Source organism: Streptomyces sp. JN8 (assembly GCF_055808075.1).
The window spans coordinates 380,968-397,075 of sequence record NZ_CM147852.1 but is presented as its reverse complement, the minus strand read 5'-3'; the positions used below and the strand labels follow the sequence as shown (position 1 = coordinate 397,075).

Here is a 16,108-nt window from a genome sequence, read left to right as displayed (position 1 = left end):
TGGCATGCTCGGAGGGAGCCGTCAATCCCTTGAAAAACATGGGTCGTTCACGGGGTCTCTGGTCAACCGGTGCGGCTAGTATTGGATTTACCAGTTGACCAGTGAGATGAGGGTGGGTGGCATGAAGGACGGCTCCTCCAGCGGGGTGCTGAAGCGGGAGCGGGTACGGGAGCACCTGCTCGGCCTGATCGAGGCGGGCGGACCCGGCGACCCGATCCCCTCCGAGCGCACCCTCTGCGCCGCTCTCGGCGTCTCCCGGCCGACCCTGCGGGCGGCCGTCGACGAACTCGTCGCCACCGGCGCCCTCGTGAGGGAGCACGGCCGGGGGATGTTCGTCGCCCCCGCCAAGATCACCCAGCGGCTCGCCCCGGACGACGCGGCCTTCACCGTCCCCCGCGCGTCGGGCAGTTGGTCCAGCACCGTGCTCGAATCCGCCACGATCCGGGCCGGCGCCCGTATCGGCCGCAGGCTGCGGCTCTCGCCCGCCGCCGAACTGCTCTACGTCGCCCGCCTGCGCCTGGTGGACGGCGCGCCCATGGCCATCGAGCACCTGCACATCCCGGCGGACCTGGTGGGCGCCTCGCTCACCCCCGAGGAACTCGAAGCGGGCGACCTCTACGACCACCTCCGGGAGCACCACCGGGTCCACGTCCAGGAGGCCACCCAGTCGATCGAACCGACCGTCGTCAGCGAGGACGAGGCGGCGCTCCTGGACGTCCCCGTGCTCTCGCCCGCCCTGCTGATCGAACGCCTCACCCTCGACACCGCGGGCCGTCCCGTCGAGTACGTGCACTCGGTCTACCGGGGCGACCGGTACCGCATCGTCTCCCGCCTCGACTTCACCCGCGACGGCCTCGTGACCTCCTCCACGGAGGGGGATGCATACTGACCCGCAGCGAAACGGCGCACGGGGGAGTGGACGGCATGGAGCTGAAGCGGGAGCGGGTGCGCGAGCACCTCCTGACCGTGATCGAGGGCCGCCGCCCCGGCGACGCGATCCCGTCCGAACGCACCCTCTGCGCCACTCTCGGCGTGTCCAGGCCGACCCTGCGCGCGGCCGTCGACGAACTCGTCGCCACGGGCCTGCTGGTACGCGAGCACGGGCGCGGCATGTTCGTCGCCCCGGACAAGATCACCCAGGAGCTGGTCGCCGAGCACCGGACGGCCGGCGCGCCCCGGAGCGGGGGCGACTGGACCAGTACGGTGCTCGGCTTCCGCACCGTCCGGGCCGGCGCCCGCGTGGGCCGCCGGCTGGCGATCTCCCCGGCCGCGGAGCTGTTCCACGTGACGCGGCTGCGGAGGGTGGACGGCGCCCCGATCGCCCTGGAGCACCTCCACGTCCCCGCCGACCTGGTCCCCGGCCTCACCGCCGCCGACATGGAGGGCGGCTTCTACGCCTACCTGCGCGAGCGGCGCGGCATCCGGCCCGCCCACGCCGTCCAGTCGATCGAGCCGACCGTGCTGAGCGAGAAGGAGGCGGGCCTGCTCGACGTTCCGGTCCTCTCGCCTGCGCTGCTCTTCGACCGGGTCACCTCCGACGCCGACGGCAGGCCGGTCGAGTACGTCCGCTCCCTCTACCGGGGCGACCGCTACCGCATCGTCTCCCGGCTCGCCCTCGGCGACGGGCCGGTCGGCGACCCGGCGACGGACGCGGCACGGGCCGGTGCGTGGTGGGGGACGGTGGAGTGACGCCGCCTCATCCGGTGCGCCGGGTGAGCAGGACCCGCGTGAGCACGTCGCGGGTCAGGGCGAGGTGGGACTCCTCGGGATGGGTGGTCAACCGGATCCTGACCCAGGCCTCGTCGATGCTCACCCCGGACACCCGGGAGAGCCTCCTGGCCTGCCAGGAGGTGATGGGGGACCAGATCCAGCGACGTCGTCCGAGCTGCTTCATGCGCTGATCAACGAGGCGATGTCGTCGGCGGAATCACCCGAAAAGGGCTAAAGAGGGGTGTCCTCTGGCTTGGCCCCCGGGGTGGGCCGAGCCGGCGGGAGCGGAGGCCGGTGGGCGGGCCGCACGCGGCACCGCCAGGACCGGTCGCCGACGACATCGTGCCGCATCCCGCCGTCCCGTAGGACGACGAGCGTGCCGCCCTCGAAGCGCAGTCGGTCGCCCGCGGCGAGGAAGAGCGGAGACGCCGGCGCGATGGTGGAGCCGTCGTCGTGCTCGAGCGCGTCCACGAGGACCGCCCGCGGAAGCGGCGAACTGCCGTCGGCGATGAGGCGCATACCGGGAAGTGTCACACGCTCCGGCCCGGCGGTGAGGCGGAGTCACGGCGCAGACCGGGCAGCGGACCGCCCGCCCGGGCACCGCGTCTTTCGGCGTCGTACCCCGCGCCCCCTGACACCCCCGGCCACCCGGCGGTGTGCCGGGTGGCCGGGGGGGGGGCTTGCCGAGGGCGTGTCGGGTGGATGTCCCGAGGGTCGGGAGTCCCGGTGCCCGAGACCTCTAGGCTGTCGCCAGCGCCAGCGTCGGTGACAACCGCGAGGCCCTGACGGCCGGGTAGAGCCCGGCGACCGTGCCGATCGCGAGGGTCGCGGCGAAGCCGCCGCCCACCGCCCACAGCGGTACGACCCACGGCAGGCCGCCCGAGGAGGCGTACACCCCCGTCGCCGCCCCGCCGAGCGCCACGCCCGCCAGGCCGCCCAGGCCGGACAGCATCAGGGACTCCGTCACGAACTGGATCCTGATCTGTCCCCGCGTCGCTCCGAGGGACCGGCGGAGGCCGATCTCGTGGCGGCGTTCGAGGACCGAGATGATCATCGTGTTGGCGACGCCGACCCCGCCCACCAGGAGCGCGATCCCGCCGAGGCCCAGGAGCAGGGTGGAGAACGCGCCTTCCGTCGCCGCCTTGGCCTTGAGCGCCGAGGACGGGTCGGCCACCGACACGTTCTGCGGGTTCCGCGGGTCGATCGTCGGGGCGAGGAGCCGCTGCACCTCCTCGACGGACGCGTCGGAGGACCGCTCGTACACCCTCGTCGGGTGCCCGTCGAAGCCCAGCAGCCGCTCCGCGCCCTGCCAGCCGACCAGGGCCGACCGTTCGATCTCCGGGGCGAGCGGCAGCGGGTCGAGGATGCCGATGACCGTGAAGTACCGGTCGTCGATCCAGACCTGCCGGCCGGGCGCGGTGATGCCGAGCCGATCGGCGGCGACGTGGCCGAGGACCACGGACGGGTAGCGGCCCGTGGCGGCGTTCAGCCAGGTGCCGGACGCGAGTCCGCCCCTGAGGACGCCGAGCAGGTCCTCCGTCGCCGCCTTGACCGCGATCCCGCCGGTCTCGGCCTCCGGGATCTTCTCGGAACGGCGCACCGAGCTCCTGAGGTCCCCGGTACCGGCGGCCTTCTCCACTCCGGGGATCCGGCCGACCATGCCCACCGAGTCCTTCGGGAGCTTGACCTCCTGCCCGCTGAACATGCCCTCGCCCGGCTCGGCGACCAGCATGTTCGTGCCGAGCGCGTCCAGCCGTTGCAGCAACTGGGCCTGGCTGGAGGCGGAGATGCCCACGACCGCGATCATCGTGGCGATCCCGATGGCGATGCCCAGGGCCGAGAGCACCACCCGCACGGGACGGCTCCGCAGACCCGCGGAGCCCACGTGAAGGACGTCCCGCGGACCCAGCCGGGCTGCTGTGAGTCTCCTCGTACGGGGCATCAGGCCGCGACCTCTCCGTCGCCGGACACCGGGGACGTGTCGTCCACCACCCGTCCGTCCCGGATCCGCACCTGCCGCGGCAGTCTCCCGGCGATCTCCGTGTCGTGCGTGATGACGGCGATCGTCGCGCCCTCCGCGTTGAGTTCGTGCAGGAGCGTCATCACCGCCTCCCCGGAGGCCGAGTCCAGGGCGCCCGTCGGTTCGTCGGCGAGCAGGAGGGCCGGTTCGCCCACCACCGCGCGCGCGATGGCGACGCGCTGTTTCTGCCCGCCGGACAGTTCGTGCGGCCGGTGCCTCATGCGGTCGGCGAGGCCCACCCGCGCCAGCGCCTCGGCGGCCATCTTGCGCCGCCGGGCGCGCGGCAGCCCGGAGTAGAGCAGCCCCTCGGCCACGTTCTCCAGCGCGCCCACGCCGGGCACCAGGTGGAAGGCCTGGAAGACGAACCCGATCCGGCGGGCGCGCAGCGCCGACAGCCTGCGGTCCGACAGGGACGCGATGTCGTACCCGGCGATCTCCACCGTGCCGGCGCTGGGCCGGTCCAGGGTGCCGACGATGTGCAGCAAGGTCGACTTCCCCGAGCCGGACGGGCCGACGATGCCGAGCAACTCGCCCTCCGCCACCATGAGGTCGACGCCGTCGAGGGCCCGTACTCCGCCCGCGTACTCCTTGGTGACACCGCGGAGCCGGACGACCGGGGGCGGCGTTCCGGGGGCCGTGGGCGCGGTAGGGGCCGTGGGGGTCGTCGATGTCGTCGCGGTCGTCGTCATGCGGACGGCACCCCGACCTTCATGCCCTCGCGCAGTCCGTCACCGGTGACCTCGACCCGGCCCTGCCCGAACATGCCGAGCTCGACCTCCACGTCGCGTGCCGTGCCGTTCTCGACGACCTGGACGCCGAAACCGCCGCCGGGCAGGGCGAGCAGTGCGTTCACGGGCACGGTCAGGACGTCCCGGCGGGTCTCGCCGGTGAGGTCGACGGTGACCGGCGACTGGTCGATGCCCTCCACCTTCTCCGGCCGGTCGAAGGAGACCGTGACGGAGATCTTCGGGGTCCTGTCCTGCGGGTCGTCGCCCGCCGAGGCGGTCCTGCCCACGGCCGACACCTTCCCCGGCAGCTCCGTGCCGTCCGGCAGCCGCACCGTGACCCGGGTGCCCGCCTTCGCCGACGCGGCCTCCGACACGGGGATCCTGAACCGGACCACCCGCTCGGATCCGGTCACGGTGAGCACCGGCCCGCCGGGTGCGATCCGGTCGCCCGGTGCGGCACCCGCCTCCTTGACCCGTACGGCACCGCCCGCGAAGGCGATCTGGTCCGGGCCGACGGTGCCGGTCTGCTTCAGGCCGTGGGACTTCTGCCAGCGCTTCACGGCGGCGGCCGTCTTCGCCGTGTACTCCTCGTCGACGTCGAACCCGACGTAGCCGAGGGCCGCGAGGTTCTCCTCCAGCTGCCGGACGTCCTTGCCCTCGTCCCCCGCCTTCAGCGTCCGGTACATCGGCTCGGCCCCGTACATCAGCCGGACCGGGCCGCCCTCCACCTCGTAGAGCCGTCCGTCCCGCTCGACGACCGTGCCGCTCCCCGCGACCCAGGTCAGGACCCCGGCGGTGCCGGCGTTGATCTTCCGCTCGCCGAGGTGGCCGAGGGTGCCGTCCTGCTGCGAGGTGTTGCTGAGGTCGCCCCGGGTGACGGGTGCGGTCTCGGCGGGCAGGCCCTGGGAGTCGGCGGCGCCCCCGGCGTCCCGCGGTGCGCGGTCGGGTGCGGACACGGCGGTGACCGCCGCCCCGCCGCCCGCGACGGCCACGATCGCCGCGAGGGCGAGCACCAGCCGGCGCCGCGCCATCGGCCGCTCGCCGCCCTTCACCGGGCCACGCTCTCGCAGGCCTTGGCGGCCTTGTCGAACTTCTGCTTCTCGGCGCCCTGCGGTATCGGAAGGGCCGCCTGCGCGCGTCCGTCGAACGTCGGGTCGGGCATGTCGAAGCCGTTCTTCCGCATGCACTTCGCGTATGCGAGCGCCTTGTCCTTGTCGGCCTGCGTCGGCTCCTTGCCGAATCCGGCGCCGCCGGCCTTGTCCTGGCAGGCCTTGAACGCCTTCTCCATCTTCTCCTTGGACATGCCGTCACCACCGATGGTGAGGCCGACGCCCTGCTCGCCCGGCTTGGGCTCGGGCACGTCGAGCCCCTGCTCGCGGAGGCACTTGCGGTGCTCGAAGGCCTGGTCCGCCTTCTTGCCCTCGTCGCTCACGCTCCCGTCCTTCGTCCCGCTCCCCGAGCCGGCCGCGTCGGAGCCGGCTCCCGAGCAGGCGGTGGCGAGCAGGGTGAGGGCGGCGGCCAGGGAGGTGGCGGCGGCGGCCCGGGTGATCCGTCGAATCGTCATGGCGAGGAGCGTGCCGCGAAGGGGTGTTTCGTTTCTCTCAGCGGTTTCGTTTACAACGGCGAAAGGTCGCTGTCGGATACACAGGAGGCATGCGCGTACTGGTGGTGGAGGACGAGGCGTTTCTCGCCGAGATGATCGCCGAGGGGCTGCGCCGCGACGCGCTGGCCGTGGACGTCGCGGCCGACGGCCTCGAAGCCCTGCGGAAACTGCAGCTGGGGGAGTACGACGTCCTCGTCCTGGACCGTGACCTGCCCGGGATGCACGGCGACGACGTCTGCCGCCGCGTCGTCGCGCAGCGCCTGATGACCCGGGTCTTGATGCTGACCGCGGCCGGGACCGTACGGGACCGGGTCGAGGGCCTGGGCCTGGGCGCCGACGACTACCTGGCCAAACCCTTCGCCTACGACGAGCTGCTGGCCCGGGTCCTCGCGCTCGGGCGGCGTGCCCGGCCCGCGCTGCCGCCCGTGCTGGAGCGGGCGGGGATCGTCCTCGACACCGCCCGCCGGCAGGCCAGCCGCGACGGGCGGCATCTGCAGCTCTCCCGCAAGGAGTTCGCCGTCCTGGAGTCCCTCCTGCGGGCCGAGGGCGCGGTGGTCAGCGGCGAGGACCTGATCGAGCAGGTCTGGGAGGAGAACACCAGCTACCGCACCAACGCCGTGCGGGTCACGCTGAGCAAGCTCCGCGCGAAGCTGGGCGAGCCGCCCGTGGTGGAGACGGTCCCGGGCTCGGGCTACCGGATCGCGTCGTGAAGCGGGTCGTCACGGGGGAGCGGGCCCGGCTGACCGCCCTGTACGGCGGACTCCTCCTGCTCGCGGGCGCCCTGCTGACCGGGGTCGTGTACTTCCTGGTGAAGGAGGGCCTGTACTCGTCGATCAGCCTGGCGGTCACCGGGACCGTACCGGCCCGGCGGCTCGGAGAGCTGCCGAGCCCGGACCCGAACGCGCTCACCAGCGCCGTGCCGGCCAGCCCCCTGCCGGCGAGCCCGGCCCCGACCGCCGGGACCGCGCTCCCCAGCGAGGTGCTGGCGATCACGCGGTCGGTGAGCGGCGCCGCGGAGTCGGCGGCGCTGGAACGACTCCTGACGGTGTCGCTGATCGTGCTCGTCGTATACGCGGTGCTCTCCGTCCTGCTCGCCTGGTGGATGGCGGGCCGGGTCCTCCGGCCGGTCGCCGTGATCACCGAGACGGCGCGCCGGCTGTCCGGCGAGAACCTGCACGAGCGGATCGCGCTCGACGGTCCGCCGGGCGAGCTGAAGCGGCTCGCCGACACCTTCGACGGGATGCTCGGACGCATGGAGGGGCTGGTCTCCGCCCAGCAGCGGTTCGCGGCGAACGCCGCGCACGAGCTGCGGACACCGGTGGCGGTGCAGCGCGCGGCCGCCGAGATCGGCCTCGCGGGCGACCCGTCGCCGGAGCGGGTCGCCCGCATCCGGACGAAGCTGATCGAGGTCGCGGACGACAGTGAACGGATCATCGAGGGCCTCCTGCTGCTCGCCGCGTCCGATCAGGGGCTGCGGGAGCGCCGCCCGGTCGCCGTGCACGAGGTGGCCCGCCGGGCGGCGGAGGCGATGGGCGCGGAGGCGGCGGAGCGCCGGGTGGCGGTGTCGGTGCGGGCCCGTCCGCTGACGGTCGACGGCGACGCGGTGCTCCTCGACCGGCTGGTGCACAATCTGGTCGCCAACGGCGTGCGCCACAACGTCCCCGGCGGCCGGGTCGAGGTCCGTACCGGCCCCGGGGGCATCGAGGTGACGAACACCGGACCCGAGGTCCCGGGCGAGACGGTCCCGCTGCTCTTCGAGCCGTTCCGCCGCCTGACCGCGCGTACCCACGCCCCGGGCGAAGGGGCCGGGCTCGGCCTCTCGATCGTCGAATCGATCGCCCGCGCCCACGGCGCGCGGACGGAGGCGTACCCGAACCCGGAGGGCGGCGGGCTGACCGTGCGGGTGCGGTTCGGCGGAGGGCGCGGCTGACGCGGACGCCGGACTCCGACGCCACACGCGGGCGTTCACGTGCGAGCCCGTGTCGTCCGGCCTCCGCTACGGGGCGCCGCGGTCGGACGCGGGGGTCTTGCCCGCCGCTCCCGACCGCTCGACGCCGTCGACCGCCGTGCAGATGCCGTAGACCCGGGCATGCCCGGTCCAGCCGTTCACCCGGCCGCGGTTGTTGCTGATCTGCACCCGCTTCCTGGCGTGGTCCACGGCGGACACCAGGTGCAGGTACACCGTCCCGGCGACCCGGGCGAGCACGATGTCGCCGACCTCCACCTTCGACGGGTCGACCGGGACGACGACGACCTGCTGCCGGCTGCGGATCAGCGGGACCATCGAGGAGCCGCTCGGCCGGAACGTCACGGTGGCTCCGCCGGCGACCCTGCCGGCCACCGCGTTCAGTACACCCATCCGCGGATGGTGACACGCGGCCCCGGCGCCGCTCCACCCGTTTACCGGCCGGGCGGACGCGCGAAGTGGCGGGCCGTCGGGACCAGGGCCGCCGCGGCCGGTACGAGGAAGCAGGCCGCGGCGCACACGGCGAGGACCGGCGTGACGCCGAAGCGGCCGATCGCCGGGGCGATCAGGGCGAGGCCGACCGGCGCGAGGCCGTAGGAGACCAGGAAGTCGAGCGACGAGACCCGGGCCAGCTTGTCGGGGGCCACCTCGCGCTGGGTCGCGGTGAACCAGGGCACGTTGAACAGCTCGATGCCGATCCCGGCGACCGCGTACGCCGCGACGACCACGGCCGGATGCACCGGCAGCGTCAGGCTCAGGGGCGCGACGCCGTAGGCGCCGAGCCCGGCCAGCGCGGCCCAGCCCGGGGAGCGCGGCCGCCAGCGGGCGATCACGAGCGCCCCGCCGAGCGCGCCCACCGTGTACGCGGTCATCGCGGCCGCCAGTACCCATTCGCTGCCGTAGCGGTCCCGGCTGATCAGGGGCAGCGCGACGCTGGTGGCGGAGTAGCCGAGGGCGATGACCGCGACGAGGGCGGCGAGTCCGCCGAGGAACCAGGGGTGGCGGCGGGCCTCCCGTATGCCCTCCAGGAACTCGGAGCGGAACCCGGCGCGCGGGACATCGGACGCGGCCGATCCTGACGCGGCGTCGGACCCGGCGTCCGAACCGTCGGCCTGCTCCGTGCGCGGCTCCGCGGTGTCCGCGACCACGCCCCCCTTGCCCGGCGCGAGTGCCGCGACCAGCCACAGCGCCCCGATGCCGAGCAGCAGCGTGCGGACGTCCAGGAACGCCGCGAGCAGCGCGGTCAGGGCGGGTCCGGCCAGCGTGGAACCGCGAACGGCCAGGGTCATGGCGGCGTTGGCCTGCTGCCGCCGGCCCGGTTCGACGGTCTCCGCCGTGAGCGCCTGGAACGCGGGCCGGCAGGCGCCCTGCCCCGCGCCGGCGAGGGCTGCCGCGAACGTCATCAGCGCGAGCGACCGGCCGAGCCCCGCGGCGAGCAGGGGAGCGGCGGCCGCCGCCGCGAGGGCGGACCAGAGGACCACCGCGCGGCGCGCGTGCCGGTCGGCCAGGACGCCGCCGACGGCGACGGCGGCGAGGAAGCCGACCGTGCGGGCGGCGAGGACGAGTCCGAGCCCCGCGGCCCCCAGGTCGCGGTGGAGCACGGCGAGCCCGAGGACGAAGGGCAGCGCCCAGGTCGCGAGGCCGGATGCGGTCGTCCCCGCCCACAGGCGCAGGAAGGCGGGGTCGAGAAGGATCGAACGCGGAGGCGGGGAGGGTGACTTGGCCGTCGTCGGCGCGGGTGTGGTGGTCACGGAGAGGTGCTCCTCGGGAGTGGGGGAGCGGCTCGGAGAACCGCCCCCCGGGGTCGTTAATGAAAATGATTGCCATTACAGTACCCTTCGAACGCGGCACTCCTGCCCGGTGCACGACCACACCCCTGCCCGCCCCTCCCAGACCGGAGAACCCATGCGCCACCCCGCCCGCCTCGGTATCGCCCTGACCCTCGCCCTCGCCACCGCGGGCTGCTCCACCGCGGGCGGCGGCGGATCCGCGGCCGACGCCGAGCCCGCCGCACAGTCCCCCGCCCGAACCGCCGTCACCAGCTGCGGCCGGGACGTGACGCTCCCCGGCCCGCCCGAGCGGGCCGTCGCCCTGGACCAGAGCTCGACCGAGACCCTGCTCGAACTCGGGCTCCAGGACCGGATGGCGGGCACCGCCAACCTCAAGACCAAGATCCCCGCCCCGTACCGCGCCGCCTACGCGAAGATCCCCGTCATCGCGCCCAAGATCGCCACCGGAGAGCAACTGCGTGCCGCGACACCCGACTTCGTCATGGCCGGCTCGGCCGACCTCTACACCGCGGACCGCGCCGGCACCCGCGAGGAGCTGGGCGCCCTGAAGGTGCCCACCTTCGTCAGCGCCGTGGACTGCCCCCAGCACAACCCGCCCGGCCGGACCCCCTTCGAGCTGCTCTTCTCCGACTACGAGAACCTGGGCAGGCTCTTCGGCGCCGAGGAGCGCGCCGGAAAGCTCGCCGCGGACCAGCGCGCCGCGGTCGCCCGGGCCGGCGCGAACGCCTCCGCGGCACCCCGGGGAGCGGACCGGCCCACCGTGGTCTACCTCTACTCCGTCTTCAACGGCATGCCGTACGTGGCGGGCGGGACCGGTCTCCCCAGCGAGATGAGCCGGATCGTCGGAGCGGAGAACGCCTTCGACGACGTCGACGAGGACTGGCCCGAGGTCTCGTGGGAGGAAGTCGCCCGCCGCGACCCCGACGTCATCGTGATCGGCGACCTCTCCGAGCGGGGCCGCCCCGGCGACAGCGCGGCCGAGAAGCGGGCCACGATGGCCGCGCACCCCGTGATCTCCCGGCTGGCCGCGGTCCGCGAGAACCGGATCATCGAAGTGCCCGGCATCGAACTCGACCCCTCCGTCCGCTCGGTGCACGCCCTCGGGCTGCTCGCCCGGGGCATGAAGGACCTCGGACATGCCCGCTGACCCGCCCGCCGCCACGGGCCCGGCGACACGCAGGGCCCCCCTGGCGAGCCCGACCGGCCGCACCGCACCGACCAGCCGCGCCACACCGCCCACGGGCAGCACACCGCCCGCCCGCACCACACCGCCCACGGGCACCACACCGCCCGCCCGCCGGAACCCGGCTGACCTGCTGCTCCCGGCGGCCCGCGAGCACGGCGGCGCGCCCGGGGACGCGGGCCCGGGCTCGCCGCACCACTCCGGCCGTCCCGACCCGCACCCCGGCACCCGACCGGTCCCTCGCACTCCTCCCCTCGCCCGATCCCTCCTCCTGCTCCTCTCCACGACCGCCCTCGTGGGCTCGATCGCCGCCGCCGTCCGCATCGGCACCGCCGACACCGGCTGGACCGACCTGGCCCGGGTCCTCGCCACCCGTCTCGGCCTGGACGCCGAGCCGTTGCCCCCGCTGGTGGACTCGCTGCTGTGGGACCTGCGGCTGCCCCGCGTCCTGATGGCCGCGCTCGTCGGCGCCTCGCTCGCCGTGTGCGGCACGGTGCTCCAGGCGGTCACCCGCAACGCCCTGGCCGATCCCTACCTGCTGGGCATCTCGTCCGGCGCCTCGACCGGAGCGGTGGCCGTCGTCGTCCTCGGCATCGGCGCCACCACCCTGGGCGTCACCGGCGGCGCCCTCGCGGGCGCCCTGCTCTCCTTCGCCCTGCTGCTCCTCCTGCTGCGGCGCACCGGCCTCGACTCCGTCCGCATCGTCCTCACCGGAGTGGTCGTCGGACAGCTGCTCACCGCGCTGACCTCGCTGATCCTCATGGCCTCGGCCGATGCGGACACCACACGCGCCGTCACCCACTGGCTGCTGGGATCGATGGCACCCGCCCGCTGGAACACCGTCGTCGTCTGCGCGATCGTCACCCCGCTGGGTCTCGCGGTCGCGTGGCTCTGCTCGAACGCCCTCGACGGCCTCGCGTTCGGCACCGACACCGCGGCGTCCCTCGGCATCGAGGTGCGGCACACCAGGATGCTGCTGCTCGTGGTGACCTCCGCGCTGACCGCGGTCGCCGTGGCCACCGTCGGCGCCATCGGCTTCGTCGGACTCATCGTGCCCCACGGGGTGCGCTTCCTCGTCGGACCGCTGCACCGGGTGCTCCTGCCGTACGCGGCACTGGCCGGCGCGGTGTTCCTCGTATGGACCGACGCGCTCGCCCGGATCGCCTTCGCGCCCCGCGAGGTCCCCGTCGGAGTGATCACCGCGCTCCTCGGCGTACCGCTCTTCCTCCTCGTCCTGCGCAGGAGGGGGGAGCTGTGAGGATCACCGCCGACGACCTGAGCTGGTCGGTCGGGGGGACCCCGGTCGTACGCGAGGTCAGCGTGGCCGTCGCCCCCGGAGAGACCGTCGGCCTGCTCGGGCCGAACGGTTCCGGCAAGTCCTCCCTGCTCCGCTGCCTGGCCGGGCTCCGGGTCCCCGACGCGGGGACGGTCCGCTACGACGGCGCCCCGGTGGCCGACTGGAGCCCGCGCAGGATCGCGCGCCACGTCGCCTTCGTCGCGCAGGACTCGGCCGCCGACAGCGACCTGCGCGTCGCCGACGTCGTCGGCCTGGGCCGCACCCCCTTCCGGGACCGCTGGCGCGGAGCCGACGCCACCGACCGGGCGGTGGTCGCCGCCGCACTGGAGGTCGTCGGCCTCACGGAACGCGCCGACCGCCCCTGGAAGGCGCTGTCGGGCGGCGAGCGCCAGCGCGCCCACATCGCCCGCGCCCTGGCGCAGCAGCCGTACGCGCTGCTCCTCGACGAACCCACCAACCACCTCGACGTCAAGCACCAGTTGGCCCTCATGGAACTGCTGACCGGCACCGAACGGACCGTCCTGATCGCCCTGCACGACCTCTCGCTCGCGGCCCGGTACTGCGACCGGCTGCTCCTCCTGCACCACGGGCGCCTGGTCGCGGCCGGCACCCCCGAGGCCGTCCTGACGACCGATCGGCTGGCCGAGGTGTTCGAGGTCGACGCCGAACTCACCACCGACGCCCTGGGGCACCCGACGGTCGGCTACCGACGCCCCCTCGACCCCGCCCTCCCGATACCCCGACCCACCCGCTGAAGGGACCCGACCCATGACCCCGTCCGCCCGCACCGAGCCCCGCTCCCCGGAGCCCCCGGCCGCCGCCCCGTCGCTCTCCGTCGACCGGCTGATCGAGGCCGTCCTGGCCGGTGAACACGGCCCCCAGCCCGACGGACTCGTCGCGACCAGCGTGTTCTGGATCCACCACGGAACCCGTCTGGCCGGCGGCGACACCACCTACCTCAACCAGTACGTCCTGGTCCGCGTCGGAGCCGCCTTCGGCGGCTGCGCGTTCGAGTCGGGCGAGCTCACACCGGAGATCTCCCGCGACTACTCGGGGGCGCCGCTGGACGTCCTGCTGCGCGACGCCCCCCGCCCCCTGCGGACGGCCGCCCTCGACGCCTACCTCGCCCACGCCCGGCCCCACCGGGCGGCCGCCGAGGAGGGGGACGCCGAGCCGGTGACCCTGCCGAGCGGCACGCCGGAGCTCCGCGCGAGGGCCCGGGACGCGGCCGTCGCCGGCCTCCTCGACATCGAGGAGGGCGCCACGGTCGGTCTCATCGGCGTGGTGAACCCGCTCGTCGCGGCGATCCGCGAGCGCGGCGGCCGACCCCTGCCCTGCGACTTCAACCTCAGGACGACCCAGTGGGGGGACCCCGTCACCGACGACATGCACGAGGTCCTCGACCGTGCCGACGTCGTCGTCGCCACCGGGATGACCCTGAGCAACGGCTCGTTCGACACGATCCTGGAGCGCTGTCGCCACCGCGGCATCCCGCTCGTCGTCTACGCGCAGAGCGGCAGCGCCGTCGCCCGCGCGTTCCTCGGCTCGGGGGTGACCGCCCTGTCGGCCGAGCCCTTCCCCTTCTCCCAGTTCAGCGCCGACGAGACGGTCCTGTACCGCTACCGCGCGGCGGACGGCGCGTGACCCCCGCCCCGCACCGGCCCCCCGCCCCACCGGCACCGGTCCCCGACGCCACCGCCGCCGGCGACGGCACGCCGACGGGCAAGGGCGTCGGCCACGCCCCCTGCCACCACGGCGAGCTCCTCCAGGGCGTCTTCCTCGACGCCCACGGGGGCCGGTGCGCGGGCCTCGTCACGCTCCCGCTGGACGGGCCCGGCAGCCGGGCGGAGTTCGTCCGCCGGCCCGGCACCCCGCCCCAGGCCGTCTCCGTCACCCCCGCGGACCGGGGAAAGGCCGGGCGCGCGGCCGCCCTCGCGGTGGCGGAGTGCGCCGGCCTGGCCGGACTCCCGCCCGAAGGAGGCGAGGTACGGCTCTCCTCGGACGTGCCGATGGGCCTGGGCATGGGCAGCTCCACCAGCGACGTCATCGCGACCATCAGGGCGGTCGCCGACGCGTACGGACTCGCCCTCGCGCCCGGCGCCGTCGCCCGCCTCGCCGTCCACGCCGAGCGGGCCAGCGACCCGCTGATGCTCGACGCCCGGCCGGTCCTCTTCGCCCAGCGCGAGGGCCGGGTCCTGGAGGTCCTCGGCCCGGCGCTCCCGGCCCTGGTCGTGGTGGGCTGCGTCCTCGGCGGGGGAGCGCCCGTCGACACCCTTGCCCTGCCCGGCCGGGAGGCGACCGAGACCGACGTCCAGGAGTACGAACGCCTGCGGGGCCTGCTCCGCGGCGCCGTCGCCCGGGGCGACGCGCGACTCCTGGCCCGGGTCGCCACGGCCAGCGCGCGCCGCGGTCAACGGGTGCTGCGGCACCCGGAGTTCGACGACCTCGTCGCGGTCGCCCGGCACACCGGGGCGGCCGGCGTGCAGATCGCGCACAGCGGAGCCGTGGCGGGCGTCCTCTTCGACCCGGCCGAACCGGGCGACCTGCGCGAACGCCTACGCCGCTGCCGGAACGCCCTGCACCGCCACGGAATCCCCACCACCCGCACCTTCACCACCCCTGCCCCGAACCCCGGCGGGACGCCCGACGCGCCCTCCGCCCCCTCGGTCACCAGCAAGGAGTTCCCCGATGGACCAGCACATCGCTGAGGCGATCGGTCGGCCCGACCTGATACGCCTCGACGACCGTCTCGTCTGCCTGCGCTTTGAGACGATGAAGGTGGTCTCCGCGCTCGCCGCCGTGCGCCGGCTGCTCGACACCGGAGCCGTACGCCGCGGGGACACGCTCCTCGACAGCTCCAGCGGCATCTACGCGTACGCCCTCGCCCTGGCCTGCCACCGGCACGGCATGCACTGCCACATCGTCGGCTCCACGACCGTCGACGGCACGCTGCGCACCCAGCTCGCGGTACTCGGCGCCACCCTCGAACAGATGGAGCCATGCGACGACCTCAAGCTCGACCAGAAGCGGCGCGTCGAGCGGATCCACGAGATCCTCGCGGCCCACCCCGAGTACCACTGGATGCGGCAGTACCACGACGACATCCACTACCTCGGCTACCGGGCGATCGCCGACCGCGTCAGGGAGGAGACGGGCGCCGACCGGCTCACCGTCGTCGGCGGCGTCGGCTCGGGCGCCTCCACCGGCGCCCTCGCCCGCTATCTGCGCGCCGCGGGGGCCGACGCGTCACACGGCCCGTCGGGGCGCCCGTCCGGGGCGCCGGCCGACGTCGAACTCGTCGGCGTCCAGCCCTACGGCAGCCTCACCTTCGGTGCCCAGCACACCTCCGACCCCGAGATCATCATCGCGGGCATCGGGAGCTCCATCCCCTTCGGCAACGTGTCCCACGCGATGTACGACACCCTCCACTGGATCTCCTTCGACGCCGCCCTGTCGGGCGCGGTCGACCTCCTGCGGCGGCACGCCGTCTTCGCGGGGCTGTCGACCGGCGCGGCCTACCTCGCCGCCCGGCACGAGCGCGAGCGCGCCCCCGGACGCACCGTCCTCTTCATCGCCCCCGACACGGGCCACCGCTACACCGACACCGTCTACGCCCGCCACCGTGAGGCGACCCCCGTCGACCGCCTCGCGCCGCAGCACGTCGACGACCAGTCCCAACTCGCCCTGCCCTGGTCGCGGATGCCCTGGAACCGCACCCCGGCCGCGTCGCCGGCGGCCTGACGTCCCCGTGCCGCAGGCGGCCCTCCTCGTACGCGCGCCGAGGCCCGCGTACGAGGAACCCCCGCCGGGG

At 74.5% G+C, this 16,108-nt stretch carries 18 protein-coding genes; 10 read left to right on the top strand and 8 right to left on the bottom strand.

Annotated features, from left to right (window positions below):
- Positions 1 to 121 precede the first annotated feature (121 nt).
- Positions 122 to 889 (top strand): GntR family transcriptional regulator, encoded by a 768-nt coding sequence (locus tag ACY0MR_RS01930; protein ID WP_361849834.1) that lies wholly within the window; start codon positions 122 to 124, stop codon positions 887 to 889.
- A gap of 35 nt (positions 890 to 924) precedes the next feature.
- Positions 925 to 1,689 carry a GntR family transcriptional regulator gene (locus tag ACY0MR_RS01925; protein ID WP_473558612.1) on the top strand — a complete coding sequence of 255 codons (765 nt, stop codon included), beginning with the start codon at positions 925 to 927 and terminating at the stop codon, positions 1,687 to 1,689.
- A gap of 7 nt (positions 1,690 to 1,696) precedes the next feature.
- Here ACY0MR_RS01925 and ACY0MR_RS01920 read toward each other — a convergent pair whose 3' ends face one another.
- From ACY0MR_RS01920 to ACY0MR_RS01895, 6 genes are all read right to left on the bottom strand, one after another.
- Positions 1,697 to 1,894: a hypothetical protein gene (locus ACY0MR_RS01920; protein WP_361849830.1), complete on the bottom strand. Its 198-nt coding sequence runs from the start codon at positions 1,892 to 1,894 to the stop codon at positions 1,697 to 1,699.
- Positions 1,895 to 1,941: 47 nt separating this feature from the next.
- Positions 1,942 to 2,229, bottom strand: coding sequence for a hypothetical protein (locus ACY0MR_RS01915; RefSeq protein ID WP_473558610.1), 288 nt, complete (start codon positions 2,227 to 2,229; stop codon positions 1,942 to 1,944).
- A 220-nt stretch (positions 2,230 to 2,449) separates the two neighbouring features.
- A complete protein-coding gene (locus tag ACY0MR_RS01910) occupies positions 2,450 to 3,652 on the bottom strand; it encodes an ABC transporter permease (RefSeq protein WP_473558607.1) in 1,203 nt (400 codons plus the stop codon).
- A complete protein-coding gene (locus ACY0MR_RS01905) occupies positions 3,652 to 4,419 on the bottom strand; it encodes an ABC transporter ATP-binding protein (protein ID WP_473558605.1) in 768 nt (255 codons plus the stop codon). The genes ACY0MR_RS01910 and ACY0MR_RS01905 overlap by 1 nt, the downstream gene beginning before the upstream one ends.
- Positions 4,416 to 5,489 (bottom strand): peptidoglycan-binding protein, encoded by a 1,074-nt coding sequence (locus tag ACY0MR_RS01900; protein WP_473561649.1) that lies wholly within the window; start codon positions 5,487 to 5,489, stop codon positions 4,416 to 4,418. Before ACY0MR_RS01900 ends, ACY0MR_RS01905 begins: the two co-directional genes overlap by 4 nt.
- A 17-nt stretch (positions 5,490 to 5,506) precedes the next feature.
- On the bottom strand, positions 5,507 to 6,022 hold the full coding sequence (locus tag ACY0MR_RS01895; RefSeq protein WP_392864470.1) for a hypothetical protein: 516 nt from the start codon (positions 6,020 to 6,022) through the stop codon (positions 5,507 to 5,509).
- Positions 6,023 to 6,111: 89 nt separating this feature from the next.
- Here ACY0MR_RS01895 and ACY0MR_RS01890 point away from each other — a divergent pair, with 89 nt between their 5' ends.
- Positions 6,112 to 6,771 carry a response regulator transcription factor gene (locus ACY0MR_RS01890; RefSeq protein ID WP_361849820.1) on the top strand — a complete coding sequence of 220 codons (660 nt, stop codon included), beginning with the start codon at positions 6,112 to 6,114 and terminating at the stop codon, positions 6,769 to 6,771.
- On the top strand, positions 6,768 to 7,991 hold the full coding sequence (locus tag ACY0MR_RS01885) for an ATP-binding protein (RefSeq protein ID WP_404081089.1): 1,224 nt from the start codon (positions 6,768 to 6,770) through the stop codon (positions 7,989 to 7,991). The genes ACY0MR_RS01890 and ACY0MR_RS01885 overlap by 4 nt, the downstream gene beginning before the upstream one ends.
- 66 nt (positions 7,992 to 8,057) lie before the next feature.
- Here ACY0MR_RS01885 and ACY0MR_RS01880 read toward each other — a convergent pair whose 3' ends face one another.
- Both ACY0MR_RS01880 and ACY0MR_RS01875 read right to left on the bottom strand, forming a co-directional pair.
- A complete protein-coding gene (locus ACY0MR_RS01880; RefSeq protein WP_404081087.1) occupies positions 8,058 to 8,420 on the bottom strand; it encodes a S26 family signal peptidase in 363 nt (120 codons plus the stop codon).
- 41 nt (positions 8,421 to 8,461) lie between these two features.
- Positions 8,462 to 9,778: an MFS transporter gene (locus tag ACY0MR_RS01875; RefSeq protein ID WP_473558601.1), complete on the bottom strand. Its 1,317-nt coding sequence runs from the start codon at positions 9,776 to 9,778 to the stop codon at positions 8,462 to 8,464.
- A 154-nt stretch (positions 9,779 to 9,932) separates the two neighbouring features.
- On the opposite strand from ACY0MR_RS01875, the gene ACY0MR_RS01870 reads away from it, so the two are divergent.
- From ACY0MR_RS01870 to ACY0MR_RS01845, 6 genes are read left to right on the top strand one after another with little or no spacing between them, the layout of a single operon-like run.
- The gene (locus ACY0MR_RS01870) at positions 9,933 to 10,964 is read left to right on the top strand and encodes an ABC transporter substrate-binding protein (RefSeq protein ID WP_388800130.1); all 1,032 of its coding nucleotides are present in this window, start codon (positions 9,933 to 9,935) and stop codon (positions 10,962 to 10,964) included.
- Positions 10,954 to 12,258, top strand: coding sequence for a FecCD family ABC transporter permease (locus ACY0MR_RS01865; RefSeq protein ID WP_473558599.1), 1,305 nt, complete (start codon positions 10,954 to 10,956; stop codon positions 12,256 to 12,258). Before ACY0MR_RS01870 ends, ACY0MR_RS01865 begins: the two co-directional genes overlap by 11 nt.
- On the top strand, positions 12,255 to 13,052 hold the full coding sequence (locus ACY0MR_RS01860) for an ABC transporter ATP-binding protein (protein WP_473558596.1): 798 nt from the start codon (positions 12,255 to 12,257) through the stop codon (positions 13,050 to 13,052). The genes ACY0MR_RS01865 and ACY0MR_RS01860 overlap by 4 nt, the downstream gene beginning before the upstream one ends.
- 13 nt (positions 13,053 to 13,065) lie before the next feature.
- Positions 13,066 to 13,941, top strand: a complete 876-nt coding sequence (locus ACY0MR_RS01855; RefSeq protein ID WP_404081078.1) for a Rossmann-like domain-containing protein — start codon at positions 13,066 to 13,068, stop codon at positions 13,939 to 13,941.
- Positions 13,938 to 15,005 (top strand): GHMP family kinase ATP-binding protein, encoded by a 1,068-nt coding sequence (locus ACY0MR_RS01850; RefSeq protein ID WP_473558594.1) that lies wholly within the window; start codon positions 13,938 to 13,940, stop codon positions 15,003 to 15,005. Before ACY0MR_RS01855 ends, ACY0MR_RS01850 begins: the two co-directional genes overlap by 4 nt.
- On the top strand, positions 14,986 to 16,038 hold the full coding sequence (locus ACY0MR_RS01845; protein ID WP_392864462.1) for a pyridoxal-phosphate dependent enzyme: 1,053 nt from the start codon (positions 14,986 to 14,988) through the stop codon (positions 16,036 to 16,038). Before ACY0MR_RS01850 ends, ACY0MR_RS01845 begins: the two co-directional genes overlap by 20 nt.
- The last annotated feature ends 70 nt before the right edge of the window (positions 16,039 to 16,108 follow it).

Bases quoted from the DNA above. Each gene is read 5' to 3' on its own strand.
- ACY0MR_RS01880 (WP_404081087.1), bottom strand. From the start codon at position 8,420: ATGGGTGTACTGAACGCGGTGGCCGGCAGGGTCGCCGGCGGAGCCACC.
- ACY0MR_RS01870 (WP_388800130.1), top strand. From the start codon at position 9,933: ATGCGCCACCCCGCCCGCCTCGGTATCGCCCTGACCCTCGCCCTCGCC.
- ACY0MR_RS01900 (WP_473561649.1), bottom strand. From the start codon at position 5,489: ATGGCGCGGCGCCGGCTGGTGCTCGCCCTCGCGGCGATCGTGGCCGTC.
- ACY0MR_RS01915 (WP_473558610.1), bottom strand. From the start codon at position 2,229: ATGCGCCTCATCGCCGACGGCAGTTCGCCGCTTCCGCGGGCGGTCCTC.
- ACY0MR_RS01905 (WP_473558605.1), bottom strand. From the start codon at position 4,419: ATGACGACGACCGCGACGACATCGACGACCCCCACGGCCCCTACCGCG.
- ACY0MR_RS01925 (WP_473558612.1), top strand. From the start codon at position 925: ATGGAGCTGAAGCGGGAGCGGGTGCGCGAGCACCTCCTGACCGTGATC.
- ACY0MR_RS01920 (WP_361849830.1), bottom strand. From the start codon at position 1,894: ATGAAGCAGCTCGGACGACGTCGCTGGATCTGGTCCCCCATCACCTCC.
- ACY0MR_RS01890 (WP_361849820.1), top strand. From the start codon at position 6,112: ATGCGCGTACTGGTGGTGGAGGACGAGGCGTTTCTCGCCGAGATGATC.
- ACY0MR_RS01895 (WP_392864470.1), bottom strand. From the start codon at position 6,022: ATGACGATTCGACGGATCACCCGGGCCGCCGCCGCCACCTCCCTGGCC.
- ACY0MR_RS01855 (WP_404081078.1), top strand. From the start codon at position 13,066: ATGACCCCGTCCGCCCGCACCGAGCCCCGCTCCCCGGAGCCCCCGGCC.
- ACY0MR_RS01910 (WP_473558607.1), bottom strand. From the start codon at position 3,652: ATGCCCCGTACGAGGAGACTCACAGCAGCCCGGCTGGGTCCGCGGGAC.
- ACY0MR_RS01930 (WP_361849834.1), top strand. From the start codon at position 122: ATGAAGGACGGCTCCTCCAGCGGGGTGCTGAAGCGGGAGCGGGTACGG.
- ACY0MR_RS01845 (WP_392864462.1), top strand. From the start codon at position 14,986: ATGGACCAGCACATCGCTGAGGCGATCGGTCGGCCCGACCTGATACGC.
- ACY0MR_RS01865 (WP_473558599.1), top strand. From the start codon at position 10,954: ATGCCCGCTGACCCGCCCGCCGCCACGGGCCCGGCGACACGCAGGGCC.